Genomic DNA, 19086 nt, shown 5'->3' with positions numbered 1-19086 from the left:
AGGAAGACATGACAGCTCAACCCGTCGGCAACGCAGCCATCCACTCTATCGACCATTTTGCCCTCAACGTTCCTTCGCTTGAACAGGCCGAACATTTCTACGGAAACTTCGGCCTGGCCGTCGAGCGTGGCGACGGAGAACTTCAATTGCGAGCGGCCGACAATCATAGATGGGGGCGCTTGCTTGCCTCAGACCATAAATCGCTCGCGTACTTAAGCTTTGCCTGCCTCGAGGGCGAGCTGCCCGCTATCGAAGCCCAAGCTCGCGCGGCCGGCGCCGACTTCAACCGCGCCTCGCCACTTAAAACTGATGAAGGCATCTGGTTTCACGACCCCGACGGCAACCTGATTCAGGTCAAGGAAGGCGCGCGCACCATGCCCACCTCAAAAGCGCCGTTCCACGTGCCCGTCGTAAACGAAAACCAGCGTGGCGCGCCGGCGCGCTCCGAAGGCGAACGCGTAACGCCTCGCCGCTTGTCGCACGTACTGCTTTTCACCCCCGATGTATTGCGCGCCATGGAGTTCTACAGCAAGGCCATCGGCCTGCGGCTGTCGGATAAATCACTCGATCTGATCGCATTCAGCCATGCGCCTCATGGCTGCGACCATCACATCCTGGCCTTCGCCAAAAGCACGGCCAAGGGCTTTCACCACTGCTCATGGGACGTCGCCACTCTAGACGACGTGGGCCGCGGGGCCAGCCAAATGGGCGACGCCGGATACAAAGTGGGCTGGGGCGTGGGCCGCCACGTGTTGGGGTCGAATTACTTTCACTACGTGCAAGACCCGTGGGGTTCTTTCTCGGAATACTCGGCCGACATCGACTACGTTGCCGCCAACGCCAACTGGACCGCAGGCGAATACCCGCCCGAAGACTCGATGTATCTGTGGGGGCCCGACGTTCCCGACTACTTCATTGCCAATTCCGAGGCCCCCGCCGAAGCTCAGACCTGAGCCGCCTCTTCAGCATCCAGGCCCAGGTAGGCCCGCCGCAGTTCTGGGCGGGCCAGTAGCTCTTCCGGCGTGCCTGTGGCTGCAATGCGGCCTTCTTCGAGAATTGCCGCACGCTGGGCCACCTGCAAGGCCATCGTGACATTCTGCTCTACCAGCAACACTGCCATGCCTTCGGCATGAATCTCGCGAATGACCCGGAACATATCCAGCACGATGCTGGGGGCCAAGCCCAGGGAAGGCTCGTCGAGCAATAGCAGGCGCGGCTTGGCCATTAGTGCGCGCCCAATGGCCACCATCTGCTGCTGGCCGCCCGATAGCGAACCTGCCGCGTGTTCCAGCTTTGGAACCAAAGCGGGAAACAGATTGCACACCCTTTCGAGAGAATCAGCGCGATGCGCGCGAGCCGAGCCGATATAGCTGCCAAGCTCGAGGTTCTCGCGTACGGTCATTTCCGTGAATAGCCGGCGGCCCTCGGGAACCAGCGCGATGCCCGCGCCGCAAAACCGGTGGGACGACAAGCGGGAAATATCCTTGCCGTCAAATATCAGTTTGCCGGCGCTGATGCGGTTAAGGCCCGCAATGGCATTGATAAGCGTGGTCTTGCCGGCGCTATTGGGGCCAACCACGCAAAGCAGCTCGCCGGCGCCGACTTGAATGGAGACGTCCCACAAAGCGGTCGCTGCACCATAAGCAACGCGGATGGACTGGACATCAAGCATGGGCGGGTGCTCCTGAAACTGGGGTCGACCGGTCGCCTTCAGTGGGGTTGCCCAGATAGGCGGACACTACATCAGAGCGGGCCATTACCTCTTTAGGCAGGCCCTCGGCCAGGACCAGGCCTTGGTCAAAGACGACAATGCGGTCACACAAGGCCATGACGGCCCGCATGACGTGTTCGACGAACAATATGGTGGTGCCCTGCGCCCGTATACGCTGTATCAAGGCCACCGCCTCGTCGATCTCGGAGGGCGTCAGGCCCGAAAGCACCTCGTCAAGCATCAGCAATTTCGGCTGCGCGGCCAATGCCCGAGCAAACTCAAGAAATTTTCGTTGATGCAGGTTGAGGTCGTCGGGCAACGCATGGGCCCTGGCCGCCAGACCGGTAAATTCAAGCCAGCGCCAGGCGTCTTCTTCGGCTTGGCGTCGCTCGACCAACTGAGCCCCAAACATGGCCGGCAAGGCGACATTTTCAAGCACCGTAAGATGGGCGAACGGGCGCGGTATCTGATAGGTGCGGGAAATTCCGCATCGGGCGATTCGATGGGCCTCCTGGCCCACCAGCTCTTGGCCTTTGAAGACGATGCTGCCCGACGTGGCCGGGAAGTGACCACTGGCGACGTTGATGAAGGTGGATTTTCCAGAGCCGTTGGGGCCCAATAGGCCCAGGATTTCGCCGCTGCGAACTTCGAGACTGACGCCTGACAAGGCCTTCACCCCGCGAAACGACTTGGCGACGTCGCGCGCAGCCAGCAGCACCTCGCCCCCCGGCGATTCGGGCTTGCCGGTGGCGGCTGGCCCGGCGACGGACTCTGGTGGTGAAGCAGCCCCTGGTAGTGACGCGGTCTTGCCGACATCAGCGCCATGCCCAACCGCCGGCGCCATCGCCGCCGAACCCTGCGATTCGGATTGGCGCGCCTGTTCATTAAGTGCGGACGGAGGCGATGAAGCGACGGCCACACGCCCAGCAGGCTTGCGGCCGAAACGTTTCAGGGCCTGACCCAGTATGCCCTCGGGCATGAACAAGATGACGACCACCAAGATGACACCCATGGCAACCTTGCCCAGCACCGCGCTGTCTCCGGCCGTGAAGCTGTACAGCAACACGGTGATGACCAGTGCGCCCACAGCGGGGCCGAGCCAATGCCGGGTGCCGCCCAGCACGCTCATCAACACCACCGTAAGGGGCATGGCCACAGTGAAAACGTCGCCCGTGGTGACATAAGACACGAACATCGCCTGGATGCCGCCCACCACACCGGCCAGGGCGCACGACAGCGAAAAAGCCGCCACCTTGTACCTGAAAGTAGGAACACCCAGCACCTCGGCAACGTCTTCATCGTCGTGGATGGCGAATAGCCCGGTGCCGAAGCGCGCGTAGTAGATTAGCAAGGCCACGACGAGGGTGCCAACGGCGGCAGCTAACGCCAGCAGGTAGAAAGTACCCGAGGGCGAGGGGCCGAATTCGGGCATGGGCACGGCACTTAGATACACACCTTGGCCGCCGTCGAGAATGGACACATTAAGCACGATGGTGGCGACCACGAAAGTGGCGGCCAGGGTAAGCAGGGCAAATAGTTCGCCGCGCACTGCCTTGACGCGGAAAGAAACCGCGCCCAGCACGGCGCCGAACAAGGCCGCGCAAAATGCGGCTGCGGGCAAGGTCCACAGGAAGGGTACGTCGAATTGGCTGGTGAGCGTGGCCGTGGTGTACATGCCTATGCCATAAAACGCGCCATGACCGAACGAGAAGTAGCCCGAATAGCCCGACAAGATGTTCCATGACGTGGCCAGCGCCACCCAATGGAAGATCAAATACAGCACAGACTCATAAAAAGCCGGCAGCCCCAGATAGGGCACGATGGCCAGCAGCACGCCGCAAAACAGGACGATAAAAAGAGAACGGCGCATGATCAGGCCCTACCTGGACGAACGAGCAACACGAGTATAAGCAGGGAGAACGACACCAGAGGCGCCAAAGAAGGCGACGCCACCGCCATGGTGACCGCTTCGGAAACTCCGATGATGCAGCCGGCGATAAGCGGCCCCAATGGTCGGCCCAGGCCGCCCAGCATGACGGCCGCAAACACCACCCCGATCCAGGTATAAATTTGAGACGGCGCCAAGGTATAACTAAGCGCGATACAGACGCCCGCAATGCCCGCCAACGACGCATTGAGTCCCGACAGCATCAATGCCAATGCGCGTTGGTTGACGCCGAAGGCCGCGGCGATAGGTGCATCTTCGGCGGCAGCGCGAAGAGCCTTGCCCAGGTCGCTGCGTTTGAGCACCAGCCACACGGTCACAGCGATGCCGACACTAAGACCTAAAGTGATTAATTCTGGAAGCGGCAAGAACAGGTCGCCGATACGGTACCGGTGTTCGGCATAGCTGGATTCGAGCCGCCGATAGTCGGCTGTCCAAATCCATTGAAGCATCGCTTCGATGATGATGGTGAGCCCAAACGTAATCAACAACGAGTTAAAGGGCGTTACCTTGAAATGGGATAACACCCAATGCACGGCAACGCCCACCACGAAGAACAGCGGGACAACCATCAGCAGCGTCAGCATGGGGTCAACGCCCCCATAGCTGGCCAGCTGGTACGTAAGGTAGGCGCCCAGGAAGGCCAGGGCGAAGTGCGCCAGATTAATCTGGCGCAACAGCCCCCAGGACAAGCTTAGTCCAAGCCCCAGAAGTCCGTATAGCGCGCCGGTGAAAATGCCCGCCAGAATGGACTGGGCCAACAATGTGGAGCTTGGAAATGTCATCTGCTAGGAAATAATTAGGGTTCCGTAATTACTTGGTTCTGAGCGTGGCGCCGGGCGCCGCCCAGTCGGTGGGCCACACTGTGAGCCATTTGCCGTCTTGCACCTGCTTGATACGGCCCAGGTCGTCACCGAAGTTGCCGCGCTCGTTGAACCGCAGCTTGCCCTGGATGGATTCGACGGTATTGCTGCGCAACCAGGTCGCGAGCTTTTCGTCGTCAAGAGAGTTATTGGCCTTGACCGCCGCTTCGATGATCTGCCATGCCGAGAACGATGCGGCCGCCTGCACCTCGACGGCGGTGTCGGGCAGATTGGCCTTCGTGGCACGCTCGGCGTACTCTTTCACGAATTTGGCCGCCACCGGGTTATCGGTGAACGGCGGATGCGCTTCGAAAACGGTGAGCGCCAAAGCCCCATCTGCCTCGGGAGCCTTGACCATGGGGCCTGGCGCCGGATACAAGTGAAAATGGTTACGTGGTCTGTAATCGATTTTCTTGAGAGCATCGAGCAGCATGACCCCTTCGAGACCGAGCCCGCCCACCCAAAGAAGGTCGGGGTCGGCTTCTTTGATGCGACCCGCAATGGGGGAGTAATCACGGTTGCCGAAATCCCATTCAAGGAAGAGAACTTCTTCTAGCCCCTTGCTTTTAATAACATCGCGCGCGCCCAGCGACACAAAGTGCACGGAGGGGAACTTACTGGTCACGACGGCAATGCGCTTGGGCGGATTCGGGGATTGCGCCATCATGTCGAGCAACAGGGTGGGCGTCGTGGTTTCAGGGTCGGGTCCCAGAGACCAGGCCGGAAACTGCCGCTCGTACTTGGCGAGTTTGGGAATACCGAAAGTGTGATGCACCAGCATCTTGTTATAGCGCTGAGCCACGCCCATGGCCGACAGAATATTGCCGGTGGCATAGGGCCCGATGAGCAGGTCGACCTTATCGGCGGTGACAAGCTGCTCGTAGAGCGTGCGCGCTACATCGGGCTTGGATTGATCGTCTTTCAATATCCACTCGACCGGCCGACCCAGCAAGCCGCCACGCTCGTTGAGGTCATCAACATAGATTTCGCCGGTAAGCTTGTGAACCAGGCCTGTGGAGGCCAAGGGCCCTGTCATGGCCAGTGTGCCACCAATGCGAATGGGTTCGCCCGAAGGCTTGCCGCCTGATTGCGCAAAAGCGTTGGATGCAATCGCCCCCGCCCCCATTGCACTGACAGCGGCCAAAAAGGCACGTCGATCGATCGTCATGTTTTGTCTCCTGGTTGTATGCCTGGTCTAGCTATTGTTTGTTTACTAAGGGCGAAGCTCTGTGGCTTCGTTAGTAGGATTACGTCACGAGATGCTTCGGGAAGCAAGCTTTAACTAGGTATCATATAAAGCACAATACCCCAAAATATACAATCTTCACAAAAGTATATATTGCTATCTTGAAAAGAAAATCAGGGTTTCCATGCATAGCGCTGGCAAACCTTTGCAAATTGGAGACACTCATGGCCGACATCATCCAGTTCGACGCGGCGGCGCTTTCACGGTTGATACGCAATAAAGAAGTGTCCTGCCTGGAAACCATGCAGGCCTATCTTCGGCAAATAGATCGCCTCAACCCCGCGGCAAACGCCATCGTCTCGTTGCGGCCCCACGAATCGCTACTGGATGAAGCCAGGCAATACGACGACATGCTGGCTAATGGCCGATATATGGGGTGGATGCATGGCATGCCCCAGGCGCCCAAGGACGTTACCCTGACCCGCGGGCTGCGCACCACATTCGGGTCACCGTTGCTAAAGGGTTTCGTACCAGAACACGATGCGCCCGTTGCGGCCAGAATGCGGGCGGCGGGCGCCATTTTCATCGGCAAGACCAACGTGCCGGAGTTCGCACTGGGCTCTCAAACCTACAACACGCTTTTCGGCGCCACTCGTAATGCATTGAACCCCTCGCTTACCGCCGGCGGCTCAAGCGGGGGCGCCGCCGTGGCGCTGGCGCTGAACATGTTGCCGGTCGCCGATGGCAGCGACATGATGGGTTCGTTGCGCAACCCTGCGGCATTCAACAATGTCTATGGACTGCGGCCCTCGCATGGGCGGGTGCCTTCCGGCGCCCCTGATCTGTTCTGCCAGCAGCTTGCCACCGACGGCCCCATGGCCCGGAACATCACTGATCTGGCCATGCTATTACGCACTCAGGCGGGCCGCGATGAATACGACCCGTTTTCGCTGCGCGACGAGTTGCCGGGCAACAAAGATTTTTTGTCCTCGCAAAATGGCCGGTTCGACAATACCCTGGATAAAGATTTCAAAGGTTGCCGCATCGGCTGGCTGGGCGACTTGAGCGGCCATCTTCCATTCGAGCCCGGCGTACTGGAACTGTGCGAGCAAGCGTTGAGCAGGTTCGATGCCGTGGGCGCCCAGGTTGAAGCGGTAAAACCAAGGTTTTCACCGGAACAGCTGTGGGATACATGGCTGGCCTGGCGCCATTTTCTACTGGCCGGCACGCTGGGTGTACATTACGCCGACCCCAAACGCCGCGCTGCGCTCAAGCCGGAGGCCGTCTGGGAGGTCGAACAAGGCATCGATATGCCGGCGTCGCGGCTATACAGCGCATCCCTGGCGCGATCGGCCATCTATCGCAACGTCATCCAGATGTTCGAGCAGGTTGATTTCCTGGTGCTTCCGGCGGCGCAAGTATTTCCCTTTGATGTCGACACACCCTGGCCGCGCCAAATAAACGGCCAGGCCATGGACACCTACCATCGCTGGATGGAGGTCACCATCTTGCCGTCGCTGATGGGTTGCCCAGCCTTAAGTGTGCCTGCCGGCCTTAGCCCCACAGGGCTGCCCGCCGGCCTGCAGATCATCGGCAGGCCCGGCGCCGACTGGCAGGTGTTGCAACTGGGTAGGGCGTGGGAAGCGTCCTGTTAAAAAGACCACGAAACCTTGAAAGCCCGGGCCGCTACGTCGTACTTCTCTGTAGCGGCCCCGGTTTGTTGAAAGCGCCAGACGGTATGCTGCAGCGCCCCTTGACCCCAGGACGCTATCGCGCCTTACCGACCATCCGCATGATGTCGTCCAGCGCGTTCCCGTCTCCGTTGGAATCAAGCATGGCGACAAGGCCGGACAGCGGACTGGCGCCCGTCTGCGAAGCCGCTCCGCCGCCAAGCATGCCGCCCAGCATTCCGACCAGGCCGCTCGAAGACGCCTGCTTCTGGTCCGAATCACTCTGGTTTTGGCGGGACATGTAGGCCGTAACAAGAGACACCAGCACGGGTAGCATCTGTTTTAGCAAGGAAGAATCCAGCCCGGTTTGCGCAGAAGCATTCTGCGCCACTGCCCGGCTTACATCCTTCGAGCCGAAAATCTCGCCCAGCACATGATTGCCGCGCTCGGCGTCCAGGGTCTGCTCTGACGCGCCGCCAAACAGGCCGCCCCCGCCGAGCATGCCCAACATGGCGCCCAGGCCACCGCCATCGACTCCCTGCATTTGTTTCTTGAAGCCGCTCATAATGGCCGGCAACAGCGCATCGGCGGCACTGGCCGCCTGCTGCTTGCTCAGCCCGAAACGACTGGCCATCGCCTGAAACTCAGGCGTCTGTGCAATAGGATCGGAAACGCCCATGTCGGCCTCAATTCTTACAATAGCTCAGCGGGAATGTTGCCGCCGTTTTCAGCGATGCGGCTCAGGACGGTTTTGTGCAGCCACATGTTCATCTGCGCCGAATCAGCCATAAGCTCGGCCGGGCAACCCAGTTCGGTCGCGAGCTCTTTGCGCGCCGCCAGGCTGCTGTCCAGATCAAGCAACTTGAGCAGGTCGACGATAGAGGTGCGCCAATTGAGCTTCTGCGGATTAGACGCCGCTTTTTGCTCTAGCTGAGCCACAACGTCGGTAACGGGCACCGCCCCCGAAGGCGTAGAAGCTTCCGCTGCGGCGGCCGGCGCAGCGGTGGTGCCGGCTAGCGGCGCGGCCGCGCTTTGGTCCACACCCTGGCCAGCGGCGGAGGCCGCCTTGGCCTCGCCCAAGCCCAGTTTGTCGAGAATTTTGCTGAAGAAACCCATGTCCTGCTCCTCGGGAAAAATTACTGAAAAGACGTTCCCGAGTATACGGCTCGCCTTAAGCGAGCAACGCGGCATTTACGAAGGACTTTACCTTTCTTGACAACTCGTAATGTGCGTGCGGCCCCAGCCAGCGGATAAGTCACATTTGGGCAATAGCAAGGATGAAGGACTATACGACCAGGCCAAAGCCCTGCAGCCAGCTTATTCCAAGACGCCATATACATAGACGACCGCGCCGCCAATCTGCAGCCAGCCAGCTTTCATTCAGCGCTTTGGCTGAAATACTGGACCAGCTTTGCCTGCGAGGACAGATTCAACTTACGCCGCACGCTTCGTAGCTGGTGGTCGATGGTATGCAGGGAGCGGTTCTTGGTACGGGCTATTTCTTTATAGCTTTGGCCTGTCGCAGCTAAAACAGCCACCTCGTATTCCGCTGTTGTAAGGAGGTTCACCGCAGACTCGAACCTATTCGCTCTGCGGTCGTACGCTTCGCGAGCTAGCTCTTGCGCCGCATCCAATACAGGCGCGATCACTTCCAGTGCAACGCTGGAAAAAATATCATATTCGCTGCCCAACCATCTGCGCCGCCGGCGTATTTGCACACGATCCGCACATAACAAGCCAATAGGTCCGTTCACCCCTATTAGTGATGTGACGAGTTTCGATTCAGTTGCAGTCTTGAGCAAGTCTTTTTTCAGATCCTTACCGAAGCGGCTTTCTTTGATATCGGCGAACATGAGCGGGCGTTTCGCCAGCCAGATCAGGCGCACCGCCACGTCGAAGTTATCTACTTTTATACCTTGCAGCGACGGAATTTCTCCAATTTCGCGCACGCTCTCGGTCTGGCCCGGTAAATAGAGCTTATCGGAAGGATGAGCAAAGCCGCCATCGACTCGCTCGACATCAAGAGATTTAAGCAGCCACCCCGTACTAATGTTCCAGATGGCGTTCGGGTCGTCCAGGAACAATAACAATTCTGCAGCCAACTCTCTGGCGGGGCGATAAGAAATATGGTGCGGGCTATCTTCCAAAAGCAATTTACGCAGCATACGTTGCCTTAAGTAGATGAGCTCTGCCTGTGAACTCCCCATGATGTCGCCTCCGTCGTTGCGGCGTCATTCTTTTTTTGTATATGCCTAGCTTATAAACGAGTTTTTCTCAAGCTGGGCCGGTTCAGTTGCTTAGGAACGGTCCCTTCTGTGCAGTCACATGAAAGGATTCTTTATCCACACGGTTCATCCTAGTATCTAATTTACTTTACGACAAGACATCATCTAAATAGCGAAAACTCGCTATAGACCCGCGCTCGGTAAGCACCGAATATAACTAACGCCATTCATTGGCAACAACGATTACTGAATCTAAGAATACATCTATCGAGGAGCATTCCATGAGCGTGAGCACCCCCACGAAAATCAGCGCGCTAAGCGCGGAAGAGCAACGCGTCTTGTCCCGTCACGCACAATACGGCGTTCCAGACATGTATCTCAACGAAAACGAATCCATCTTTCATCCATGGGTAGGCGACGTTTGGTTAAAACCGTTGAGATTCGACGTAAAAAATTCGCTCTACGTAAACATACTTTGGTCGAAAGGTCGAGGAGGACTGGGGCGACATAGGCATCGCGGTCCCGTATCGGCTTTTACCCTAGAAGGGTCCTGGCGCTACGAGGAATATGACTGGGTCGCAAAGCCTGGAGATTTCGTCCAGGAGAACCCTGGTGTCATTCATACACTTACCAGCGACACAGGCACCAAAACCTTGTTCTTTGTACAAGGCGCTCTAGACTTTTACGACGATGAAGATAGGCATCTGAACACAATGGACGTCTTCTCATTTCTTGATATGTATATCGACTACTGTGATAAGCAAGGCATCGCAGTCAACGAAAAGCTTATATTCTGATATCGGTCGACCTCACTAGGCATGCAAATAGGGGTCAGCCCACATTTGGAGGGAAACCGCAAAGAATTTCTTTGCGGTTTCCGCAGACGACTTTCCGGCTGCCTTCCCCTGCTAACTAATCAATTGCAGGGGTGGGCTCGCACTCATAAGATACTGAGTCGCTTTCAGCTCCCTAGAACGGAATATCGTCGTCCATATCGGCCAGATTGGCCGCCGGGGCCGCTTGCGGGGCGGCGGGACGTTGCTGTTGCGGACGCTGGCTTCGCTGCTGTTGCTGCTGCTGACCGCCACCGTATTCGCCGCCCATGGGCGCATCGCCCGAGCTTTCGTTGCGGCCCCCCAGCATTTGCATTTGGTCGGCCACGATTTCAGTGCTGTAGCGGTCGGCGCCGGTGTCTTTGTCTTGCCATTTGCGGGTTTTAAGACGGCCCTCGACATACACCGAGCGGCCCTTGCGCAGGTACTCGCCGGCGATCTCGGCCAGGCGGTTGTAGAACACGACGCGGTGCCATTCGGTTTCTTCGCGGCGCTCGCCGGAATTTTTATCTTTCCATTGCGATGTAGTGGCGATGGAAACGTTGCAGATTGCGGCGCCGTCGGGGCTGTAGCGAACTTCAGGGTCGCGTCCCAGGTTGCCGACGAGAATGACTTTGTTGACTGAGGCCATGACAGTATCCCTAACTATTTAAATTCAGATTGCCGCTATTATCGACGATTTTCGTGGGGTTTCGGGGACAAATACGCATAATTACGCATGCTGAATTTGCCCACTCGCACAGGAGTCGCACCACGCCGAGGCCCCTGCCGCTCACGTCAACGTCAACCCCACATACTAACAAACCGGCTATTACCGACCTGCGGCAATTGGCTACAAACAGAACCTGGTGTGACGGAACGAAATGTTCAGCGCCTAGGCCTGGCTTCCTGGGCTACGAGTCTGCTGACGATACTCGCGAGGAGAAACGCCAAATTGCTTGCGAAAGGCCCGGCTAAAATGGGCCACATCGTTGAAACCCCAATAATAAGCAATTTCACCGATGGAGCGTCCGGCGGCCGTCGGCAGCGCAAGCTCTGCACGACAGCGCTCGAGTCTGCTGCGCCATACTCGCCTCATCAGAGACTCTTCTTCATCCGAGAACAGCTCGTAAATATATCTCGTCGACAGGTTTACGGCTGCTGCGATGCTCGCGGCGGAGAGATCACTATCGCGCAAGTTGTCTCGTATATGTCGCAATATCCTTTGCTTGTGCAATTGCTTCAGGCGAGATGGAGATACTGATTGTTCGACGGCCAAGCTGCTTAGCGCGGCGGAAAACACATAGGGAAGCGACTCGGCAATGCGATCGGCGGTGTCCTCGTTCAAGAAGGATGCCAGGCTGAACATGCCGTCGAGCATGCCGCTGAACAAGGCCCCGGCGCCCTTGCGCCCATCGATGACTCGGGCCGTATAGTGGTCGAAGTCGGGCACCAGGATGCGCAGTACCTCGGGCTCCATGTACACCGAATGCGTCAGGATTTCGCCCGTTTCAATGAAGAATTCACGCTGTGGGTCAACCATGAAAATGTCGCCGGCCTCGACGCGGGATTCGCGCCCATCTTGCTGTACCAAGGCCACACCCTCTTTTTGCAGTGTTACCAGCAAGCGATTAGAGCGCTGCCCCACTGCCAGCGAAGACGTTGAATGGGGAGAGAACCGCAAAGCCGCGAAACGTAGATTACGCCCCCGGTATGCAGAAATTTTTGCTTCGAAGGGGTTTTCTTCTTCGGATCGCACCACGAGGCCGACAGAGAACATGGATTCCATGTTCCGCTGGAAACTGAGAGGGCATTGAGCGCTGAACTGCGTACCCTCGGCATCTCGATGTTGCACTTGAGTCATAGCTTAATCTCACTGAACGGACCGCCATCTCAATATGCGGCGCTCTATCCATTGCAGAAGCATGGAAGCGCCAAACCCGATGACACCCAACATTACCACGCCCGCATAGAGCTCAGGCGTGCGATATGAGCGTTGTGCCATCAATATGCTTTGTCCCAAACCGGGCAAAGAGGCCTGCATTTCGGTTACGACCGCCAGAATCAGGGCAATGGCCAAACCTACTCGCGCTCCGGCAAGAATGTCGGGCATGGCGCTGGGCAGCGACACCTTGCGGAACCGATCCCAAGCAGTCATGCGCATTGCATCCGCCATTTCGAGCAAGCGCGGCTCGACCGAGGAAAAGCCTTGCACGGCCGCCAGCAGCACCGGCCAGATGGAGCCAAACGCGATTACTGCTGTAGACATGGTATTACTAAGGCCAAACGCCAGGATGGCAACTGGAATAATGGCCGACGCCGGCATGGGACGAAGAAACTCAAGTATGGGGGCAAAAAGCCGTTTGCTAATCAGTGAGCCCGCGATCAATGCTCCCAGGACCACGCCCAGCAGGGACGCCACTACCCAACCGTAGAACATGCGAAGCACGGTCGAGAAGAACGGACTCCATATTTGTCCGTTGACGATCTGAGACCATAATTCGCCCAAGGTTCGCGCCGGGGAAGGAAAGAACAGAGGAGAAATGACCTCGAGAGCGGCCAAAAGCTGCCAGATGGCAAGCAAGAAAACCGCAAAGGCGATTGCCCCCAGGCGATTCAACCACTGTGCGCGCCTTGTCATGCTCGCTCCTTGGCGCGGTCAGCACGGTAGGCGGGAGACCACCTGTTGAGCAATGCCTGGCTGCCGGCACTGAGGCCCCAGCCCACTATGCCAATCCACAACAGCTGCGCATACATCTGGTCGAACCTCATCGCCTGTTGGGCCGACATCATGCCGTGGCCAAGGCCCCGGGGATTCAGGACAATTTCCACTGTTACGGCCACGATGAGCGAGATCGCCAGGGCAAGCTGCAAGCCCACGGCTACGCGCGCAAGCGCCGCCGGCAGGATAATCTTGACCAGGCGTTGATAGGCGGTCATTTCCAGCACACGAGCAACGTTCAACAAAGAGGTGTCGACACCCCGCACCGCCGCTATCGTCACGATAAGTATGGGCCAAAGGCAAGCAAACGCCACGACGGCGGCTTCCATCCGAACCCCAAATCCAAAGATCATCAATGACAAGGGAATCAGGGCCACGGAAGGGACCGGACGCATGGCATCTATCGAGGGGCCGACGATACTTTCAAGCGATGGAAGCAGGCCAAGGATGAGGCCCACAAAAAGACCAATGACTGCAGCAATGAGGAAGCCCAGCAGGGCCGCCTCGAATGTTTCGATGGTAGCGATCAAGATCGCTCCGCCGGCCAAGCCATGAAACAAGGCTATTGCGACATCCCATGGCCTGGACAAGGACACCATGCGCAAATCGTCGATGTGCCATAGCGCTTCCCACAACACCACAATGACCACCGGGATAAGCACCCCCAGCCATTTGCCTCTCATCAGTGGCCCTCCAGCAAACCAAACAGTTCGTGCCGAAGGGCGAGAAACTTCGGATCTTCGCGAGTGGTAAGTTGATGCCGGGGGCGGGAAACATTCACCGGAATCTCTCGCAATATGCGCCCCGGATTCGATGCCAGGACAATTACGCGGTCTCCTAGATAAATCGCTTCGTCAAGATCGTGGGTGATGAAGACCACAGTCGTACCCTGCGCCAGAGCCAGACGCGCTACTTCATCCTGCAGACCTTGGCGGGTGATGGCATCCAGCGCCCCGAAGGGTTCGTCCATCAGCAGCAAGGTGGGGTTCTGTGCCAAGCAACGAGCAATCTGCACTCGTTGCTGCATGCCACCGGACAGCTGGCTGGGGTATTGGTTGACCGCATGGGAAAGTCCCATCGTGGCAGCAAGCTGCGCCACGCGTTCGCCATGTTGCGCCTTGGGCAACCTGCAGGTTTCCAGTGCCAGGGCAATATTGCCCCCCACGGTACGCCACGGCAGCAACGCCCGGCTATAGTCCTGGAACACGATGGCGCGCTCACGCGAAGGCCCCGTAACCCGTTTGCCATGAAATTCGACACGGCCTTCGGTGGGCTGAGCCAGGCCTGCAAGCAAGCGCAACAGCGTGGTTTTGCCGCAGCCGGACGCCCCGACGATGCAGAGAAATTCACCGGGCGCCACCGACAAATTCAAATCTTGAATAATGGTGCGTTGGGCGGCGCCTTCTCCGAACGCCATTGCCAAATTCGCGACTCCGATGGCGGGCTCACCGCGCTTCGCCCCGTGCGATGCGCCGGCATTATGAGGACTATCGTTATGGAGCATATAAGCTTCCTGCAGCGTGCACTCTTTGAAGTTTTTAATTAATGAAACGCCTGCAGGCAATTGGGGAAACCTGCAGGGCGTGTCGTGCGAGGCGCTCTCGCTTAGGGGTAGACCAGTTTGGACGTATCGGCCACCTTGTCCGCAAAGCCGACCTCTTTGAACATCTCGGCGTATACGACAAACTCATCCGCTTCCACAGGCAGGGAATACGACAACTTCAATTGCGTGGCGTATCCAAGATGCTTTTTTTCAATCTCACGTGCTTCGTCGGGATTGCTGCGGATGTACTCAACAGCCTCGGCCAGCGACTGTCGGAAGGCGGGGGCCACGGCCGGATGATCGTCCAGCCACTTACGACTGCCGGCCCAAACCGGTCCCAGCAGATCTTCATTGACTTCGCCAATGTAGTCGGCAACACGATAGCCTGTCTTGTCGGCCAGGATAGCTGTTCGGAACGGCTCTAAAACAGGCACGGCATCGACAGTGCCCGACTTGAGCAGGTCTTTCATCTGGGGAAAGGGAACCTCAACGATGGACACCTTCGATACATCCGCCCCCTTGTCAATCAACCATTTGCGAAACAGCACATCAGCCACACTGCGAATTCCGGGCACTCCGACACGCTTTCCTTCAAAGTCTTTAGCTGACTGGATTTCCACCCCGTCACGCGCCACCACGCTGAAAAACGGCGTCTCTTTGACGAAGCGCGTGGCGCCTGCGACAGCGACCAGATCCAGGCCGGACATTGATGTATCGATTAGCGCTGTTGGTGTCATTGCGCCGATATTCAGGCTGTCCGACATAATCGCGGCCGGAATATTGGACACCATGGCGATTTTAGATAAAGACACGTCCAGTCCGTGCTTCTCGAATATGCCGGTGTCCTTGGCCACCATGGCCGGCAGCCAATCCGCCGCAGGTGGATACCCCAAAGCCACCGGAATAGGCTGTGCACTTGCCACGCCCATGCTTAAACCCACTGTCGCAATAACCCATTTAATTATCTTCTTCATGATCTATGTCTCCATGAGTAGTTATTTACCTGCATTGCTTAAAAAAGCCCCAACCGCTTCCGTAAACTCGACGGGCCGCTCGAGGTTTCCAAGATGAGCCGCCCCCGCCAGCACCAACGTCCGCGCATTGCCCATTTGCTCTGCAATCTTCGCTGCGGCAGCAGGGGGTACGGCCGAATCCTCCTCTCCGGCAACCACCAGCGCCGGCACCTTGATCGCCTTGATCTTGTCCAGATAATCCAAGCTTTGAATTGCCTTTATCGCTGACACATACCCCTTGTGCGTCGTACGCAAGATTTGTTCGGACAGCCAGATAAGCGTCAGCGGTGACGATTCGGCGAATGCCCGCGTGAACCAACGCTCGAGAGTCGGCATGACTTGAGATTCCATGCCGTCTTTCTCAAAACGCGCGATGCGACCGTTCCAGATGCCTCGAACGGCTTCCGCGGTTCTGACGCTGGAATGGGCAAGGACCAGCGAGCGAATTCGCTCGGGATACTGAAGTGCGAACGCTTGCGCAACCATCCCGCCAAAAGACAATCCCACCAGAGACGCGCAGTCGATGCGCAATTCATCCAGCACTTCGCAAACACATGCGGCGTAGCCGTTCAGGTCAAGCTCACTGTCGACGTCGGGGCTGTCGCCATGGCCGGGCAAATCGATACAGATCAAGCGAAACGCACTGGCCCAAACGGGAATCTGGGCCGACCACAAGCTACTGTTGGTGGCAATGGCATGCAAGAGCACCACCGGGTGGCCGTCAACAGGACCCTCTGTGCGGTACATACAGCGCGTCATGGCCGGCCCTCCAACGACCAACGCCCCAAGCCGATGCCCGTATACCAGCCGGGCATGGGTTTGTAATAGACCTGCTCGAAGACGCCCTGGGCGGCGCCATGAGCCATCAGCCAGGTACGAACTTCTTCGGCGCCATTCCCGGCCTCATCCACGTAGTTCGTGGCATAGTCGATCAGGGCATCGTCGTCGCCACTTGCCAGCAAGCCCAAAAAGCGTCGGTCGAACTCTTCGTTGACCATTCCCATGCGAGGCGTCGCAATATCATGGCTCAGGCCACCCGTGGCAAGCACGGCAATGCGCAGATTCTCGGGGAAACATCTCAAGGCGGTCGCCAGAAAGCGGCCCCATTGCAATGTGCGCATCATGGTCGGCAATGGCGGCTGCACGCAATTAACCAATATGGGCACGATGGAAACCTGGTCGGCTATGCCGGCCAGTACCAATGGCGTCAATACACCGTGATCCAGTGTCAGCTCCATGGAGAACGCCGGGTCGAACCCTTCCTGCAAGGCTGTGGTCAGCAGGTGAGCGCCCAAATCTCGATGGCCCTTCAGAACCTGCTTCTCGGCCTTCAGCCAATGCTCGACAGGGGTCGGGTACGCGTCAGTGGCCCCTATGCAGAAGGCGGGCAGATTATCCAGAAAGAAATTGTGGACATGATCGTCCGAAATAATAACGACCACATCCGGCCTGGCTGCCCGAAGGTCTTGGCCAAGCTGCGTGAACGCTGCGAATATGTCGCTTCGATCCGCCTCTGGAATGGCGTCCGGAAAGTTCAGCATGACCGGGGTATGACTTGCAGCGTATACGCCAACGACTTCAGCCATGGGCGCCCTCCTCTCGCACAATATGCTCTATGGCCTTCAGTGACGCCACGAACTCGCTCTCGGGTATGCGCAAGCCGAGGCAATGCGCGCGAAGCAACAAGGGGTTTACGCCTTCAAGATACATTGCGCCAATATCGTTATCGCGTATGGCAGCTTTGAGCCGGGGCGGCAATGGAGCGCTCGCCATGTATTTATCCGGATCCTGCTTGTATTCCTCGAGCGCGCTGGGTTGATGATGGATGTCGTAAAGAATCCGGCTCATTGCATAGCAATCCGGAGTCGGCATCAGATGGCGCCAATTACGCGTCATGATGTCACTCCTTCCCCGCGTACCTGCTTGCACAGCCAGTCGACAATGGTCGGCAGGGTTTGCGGCGTCAGGCCCATGTGTCCCCCGGGAAACAAGCGAACCGTTTTAGGTGAACCCACGCCGATCAACAGCGAAATGTCCTCGACGGGACACTGACGATCTTCCTTCCCATTGACCAATAACAATGGCGCACACGGTTGTTCGAGAATGCCCTGATCTAGAAGGGACAGCCGCTTGAAGCCCGCGAGGTATTCATTGTCGTTTGTGGCGCCCAGCATCAGCGAACGCGTTTCGACCAGCTCCATCAGATAACTGTCTGGGTAACGGGATGCCGCGACCCATTCCGGCTGAAACATATGATGCGCCCCGCCGCCCCAATTTACGCAGCCGGCGAGCCGGCCGTGCATGGTATGGGCAAGCTTGGTGGCCCAATAACCTCCAAACGAGCGGCCCAGGCATCCCACCCGCACGCTTTTGAACTCGGGTTGTTGCTGTATCCAATCGAACGCCGTGACGAATTGCCGCTCGGCATCGGGAACGCCTTTTACGGGTGACTCGCCCGTACCGACGTTGTCCATGGCGATGGTGGCGACACCTTGCGCCAGAAATGCGTCAGAAGCCGCCGTCATCTGTTCTTTATAAGCATCGACGCCTCCCCACATCACCACAAGAGGAGGCTGGTCCACACCCGCCGGCCTTCGAACCAGAAGCACGATTTCTTTGCCTTCGTCCTCGCGTCCGTTGAACGGTATTACGACTCGCTCGATAGGGTTTTCCCAATAACGGGAACCCCGGACATAGGCGTCGCGCTCGGCCACGGCACAGCGTATCTTGGCCGGATGATTCGGGCATGGGAAACGACCCATGAAGAATATGCCGCTGGCCTTTTGATACAGGCGAGAAGCCAGCAGTTGATCGCCGCTTTGCTCTGCGGCTTCCGCCTGTTTACGGACGGTTGAGCCTAGCGCTTCCCAGTATGCGCCCCAGGTCTGGCCATCCAGACCCGGCACACCTTGAATCCATTCTGCACCTTCGTCGGCCGGCAATGAGTTCATCGGATGATTACGCGCGGCAAGCTTTACCAGCATCCACTCTTTTGCCTCCTGCAAGGTCTTGGGGCGCCCGGACACCGTCGCACCCTTGAGCATGTCGTTCACCTTTGCCTCCATCATTCTTATTTTGCGCTGCCGCTGCAGCGCAATGGCCCCATTGTTGGGATTCGCCTTTTAATCATAGGGAGGGCGCCTCGATCATGTTGTGCCAATTCAGCACAATCTTTTGACTATTTGCGCACCCAACTTGCCCGTCTCTTCACCCTTCCCGACAAACCGAACCTCAGGCAGCCGGAGAAACCCGCAAAGTTGCCGGCATTTGCCCAAGCACGCACCATCTTTTGACCCAGTGCGCGAAAGCCGTGCCGACCTGTTGACGCGCACGCATGCTTGGCCACTTAATACGCTCGAAACAAGGCGAAGTGATCAACCACCGATGAAGAGAGTG

General features: G+C 57.8%; 20 protein-coding genes. 3 read left to right on the top strand and 17 right to left on the bottom strand.

Annotation, left to right across the window (positions count from 1 at the left end):
* Positions 1-8 precede the first annotated feature (8 nt).
* On the top strand, positions 9-953 hold the full coding sequence (locus ACIY1O_RS07480) for a VOC family protein (protein ID WP_397474466.1): 945 nt from the start codon (positions 9-11) through the stop codon (positions 951-953).
* Here ACIY1O_RS07480 and ACIY1O_RS07475 read toward each other — a convergent pair.
* From ACIY1O_RS07475 to ACIY1O_RS07460, 4 genes are read right to left on the bottom strand one after another with little or no spacing between them, the layout of a single operon-like run.
* Positions 944-1672 (bottom strand): ABC transporter ATP-binding protein, encoded by a 729-nt coding sequence (locus ACIY1O_RS07475; RefSeq protein WP_397474465.1) that lies wholly within the window; start codon positions 1670-1672, stop codon positions 944-946. The genes ACIY1O_RS07480 and ACIY1O_RS07475 overlap by 10 nt on opposite strands.
* A complete protein-coding gene (locus ACIY1O_RS07470; protein WP_397474464.1) occupies positions 1665-3581 on the bottom strand; it encodes a branched-chain amino acid ABC transporter ATP-binding protein/permease in 1917 nt (638 codons plus the stop codon). Before ACIY1O_RS07470 ends, ACIY1O_RS07475 begins: the two co-directional genes overlap by 8 nt.
* Positions 3582-3583: 2 nt before the next feature.
* Positions 3584-4441 carry a branched-chain amino acid ABC transporter permease gene (locus tag ACIY1O_RS07465; RefSeq protein ID WP_397474463.1) on the bottom strand — a complete coding sequence of 286 codons (858 nt, stop codon included), beginning with the start codon at positions 4439-4441 and terminating at the stop codon, positions 3584-3586.
* Between the two features lie 28 nt (positions 4442-4469).
* On the bottom strand, positions 4470-5687 hold the full coding sequence (locus ACIY1O_RS07460; RefSeq protein WP_397474462.1) for an amino acid ABC transporter substrate-binding protein: 1218 nt from the start codon (positions 5685-5687) through the stop codon (positions 4470-4472).
* 242 nt (positions 5688-5929) lie between these two features.
* Between ACIY1O_RS07460 and ACIY1O_RS07455 the strand changes: the two genes are divergently transcribed.
* On the top strand, positions 5930-7360 hold the full coding sequence (locus ACIY1O_RS07455) for an amidase (protein ID WP_397474461.1): 1431 nt from the start codon (positions 5930-5932) through the stop codon (positions 7358-7360).
* A 112-nt stretch (positions 7361-7472) separates the two neighbouring features.
* Here ACIY1O_RS07455 and ACIY1O_RS07450 read toward each other — a convergent pair whose 3' ends face one another.
* From ACIY1O_RS07450 to ACIY1O_RS07440, 3 genes are all read right to left on the bottom strand, one after another.
* The gene (locus ACIY1O_RS07450) at positions 7473-8054 is read right to left on the bottom strand and encodes a DUF937 domain-containing protein (protein WP_397474460.1); all 582 of its coding nucleotides are present in this window, start codon (positions 8052-8054) and stop codon (positions 7473-7475) included.
* A 14-nt stretch (positions 8055-8068) separates the two neighbouring features.
* Entirely contained in the window at positions 8069-8491 is a 423-nt protein-coding gene (locus tag ACIY1O_RS07445) for a DUF3597 domain-containing protein (RefSeq protein WP_397474459.1), read from the bottom strand.
* Between the two features lie 260 nt (positions 8492-8751).
* Positions 8752-9582, bottom strand: a complete 831-nt coding sequence (locus ACIY1O_RS07440; protein ID WP_397474458.1) for a helix-turn-helix transcriptional regulator — start codon at positions 9580-9582, stop codon at positions 8752-8754.
* 299 nt (positions 9583-9881) lie between these two features.
* On the opposite strand from ACIY1O_RS07440, the gene ACIY1O_RS07435 reads away from it, so the two are divergent.
* Positions 9882-10397, top strand: coding sequence for a 2,4'-dihydroxyacetophenone dioxygenase family protein (locus ACIY1O_RS07435; RefSeq protein WP_397474457.1), 516 nt, complete (start codon positions 9882-9884; stop codon positions 10395-10397).
* A gap of 172 nt (positions 10398-10569) precedes the next feature.
* Here ACIY1O_RS07435 and ssb read toward each other — a convergent pair whose 3' ends face one another.
* The 10 genes from ssb to ACIY1O_RS07385 all read right to left on the bottom strand — a co-directional run bounded on the left by ssb (position 10570) and on the right by ACIY1O_RS07385 (position 18758).
* Complete coding sequence (ssb, locus tag ACIY1O_RS07430; protein ID WP_397474456.1) at positions 10570-11064, bottom strand: single-stranded DNA-binding protein; 495 nt, start codon at positions 11062-11064, stop codon at positions 10570-10572.
* A 243-nt stretch (positions 11065-11307) separates the two neighbouring features.
* Positions 11308-12276, bottom strand: a complete 969-nt coding sequence (locus ACIY1O_RS07425; protein ID WP_397474455.1) for a helix-turn-helix domain-containing protein — start codon at positions 12274-12276, stop codon at positions 11308-11310.
* A 9-nt stretch (positions 12277-12285) separates the two neighbouring features.
* On the bottom strand, positions 12286-13053 hold the full coding sequence (locus ACIY1O_RS07420) for an ABC transporter permease (protein WP_397474454.1): 768 nt from the start codon (positions 13051-13053) through the stop codon (positions 12286-12288).
* On the bottom strand, positions 13050-13817 hold the full coding sequence (locus ACIY1O_RS07415; RefSeq protein WP_397474453.1) for an ABC transporter permease: 768 nt from the start codon (positions 13815-13817) through the stop codon (positions 13050-13052). The genes ACIY1O_RS07420 and ACIY1O_RS07415 overlap by 4 nt, the downstream gene beginning before the upstream one ends.
* The gene (locus ACIY1O_RS07410) at positions 13817-14638 is read right to left on the bottom strand and encodes an ABC transporter ATP-binding protein (RefSeq protein ID WP_397474452.1); all 822 of its coding nucleotides are present in this window, start codon (positions 14636-14638) and stop codon (positions 13817-13819) included. The genes ACIY1O_RS07415 and ACIY1O_RS07410 overlap by 1 nt, the downstream gene beginning before the upstream one ends.
* 101 nt (positions 14639-14739) lie before the next feature.
* Positions 14740-15651, bottom strand: a complete 912-nt coding sequence (locus tag ACIY1O_RS07405) for an ABC transporter substrate-binding protein (protein ID WP_397474451.1) — start codon at positions 15649-15651, stop codon at positions 14740-14742.
* 21 nt (positions 15652-15672) lie between these two features.
* A complete protein-coding gene (locus ACIY1O_RS07400) occupies positions 15673-16449 on the bottom strand; it encodes an alpha/beta fold hydrolase (RefSeq protein WP_397474450.1) in 777 nt (258 codons plus the stop codon).
* Positions 16446-17276, bottom strand: a complete 831-nt coding sequence (locus ACIY1O_RS07395) for a DODA-type extradiol aromatic ring-opening family dioxygenase (protein WP_397474449.1) — start codon at positions 17274-17276, stop codon at positions 16446-16448. The genes ACIY1O_RS07400 and ACIY1O_RS07395 overlap by 4 nt, the downstream gene beginning before the upstream one ends.
* The gene (locus ACIY1O_RS07390; RefSeq protein ID WP_397474448.1) at positions 17269-17586 is read right to left on the bottom strand and encodes a subunit of meta cleavage enzyme; all 318 of its coding nucleotides are present in this window, start codon (positions 17584-17586) and stop codon (positions 17269-17271) included. The genes ACIY1O_RS07395 and ACIY1O_RS07390 overlap by 8 nt, the downstream gene beginning before the upstream one ends.
* A complete protein-coding gene (locus ACIY1O_RS07385; protein ID WP_397474447.1) occupies positions 17583-18758 on the bottom strand; it encodes an alpha/beta hydrolase family protein in 1176 nt (391 codons plus the stop codon). Before ACIY1O_RS07385 ends, ACIY1O_RS07390 begins: the two co-directional genes overlap by 4 nt.
* Positions 18759-19086 lie beyond the last annotated feature (328 nt).

Source organism: Pusillimonas sp., assembly GCF_044464525.1.
Classification (GTDB): domain Bacteria; phylum Pseudomonadota; class Gammaproteobacteria; order Burkholderiales; family Burkholderiaceae_B; genus Pusillimonas.
This window is presented reverse-complemented; position numbering and strand designations above follow the sequence as displayed.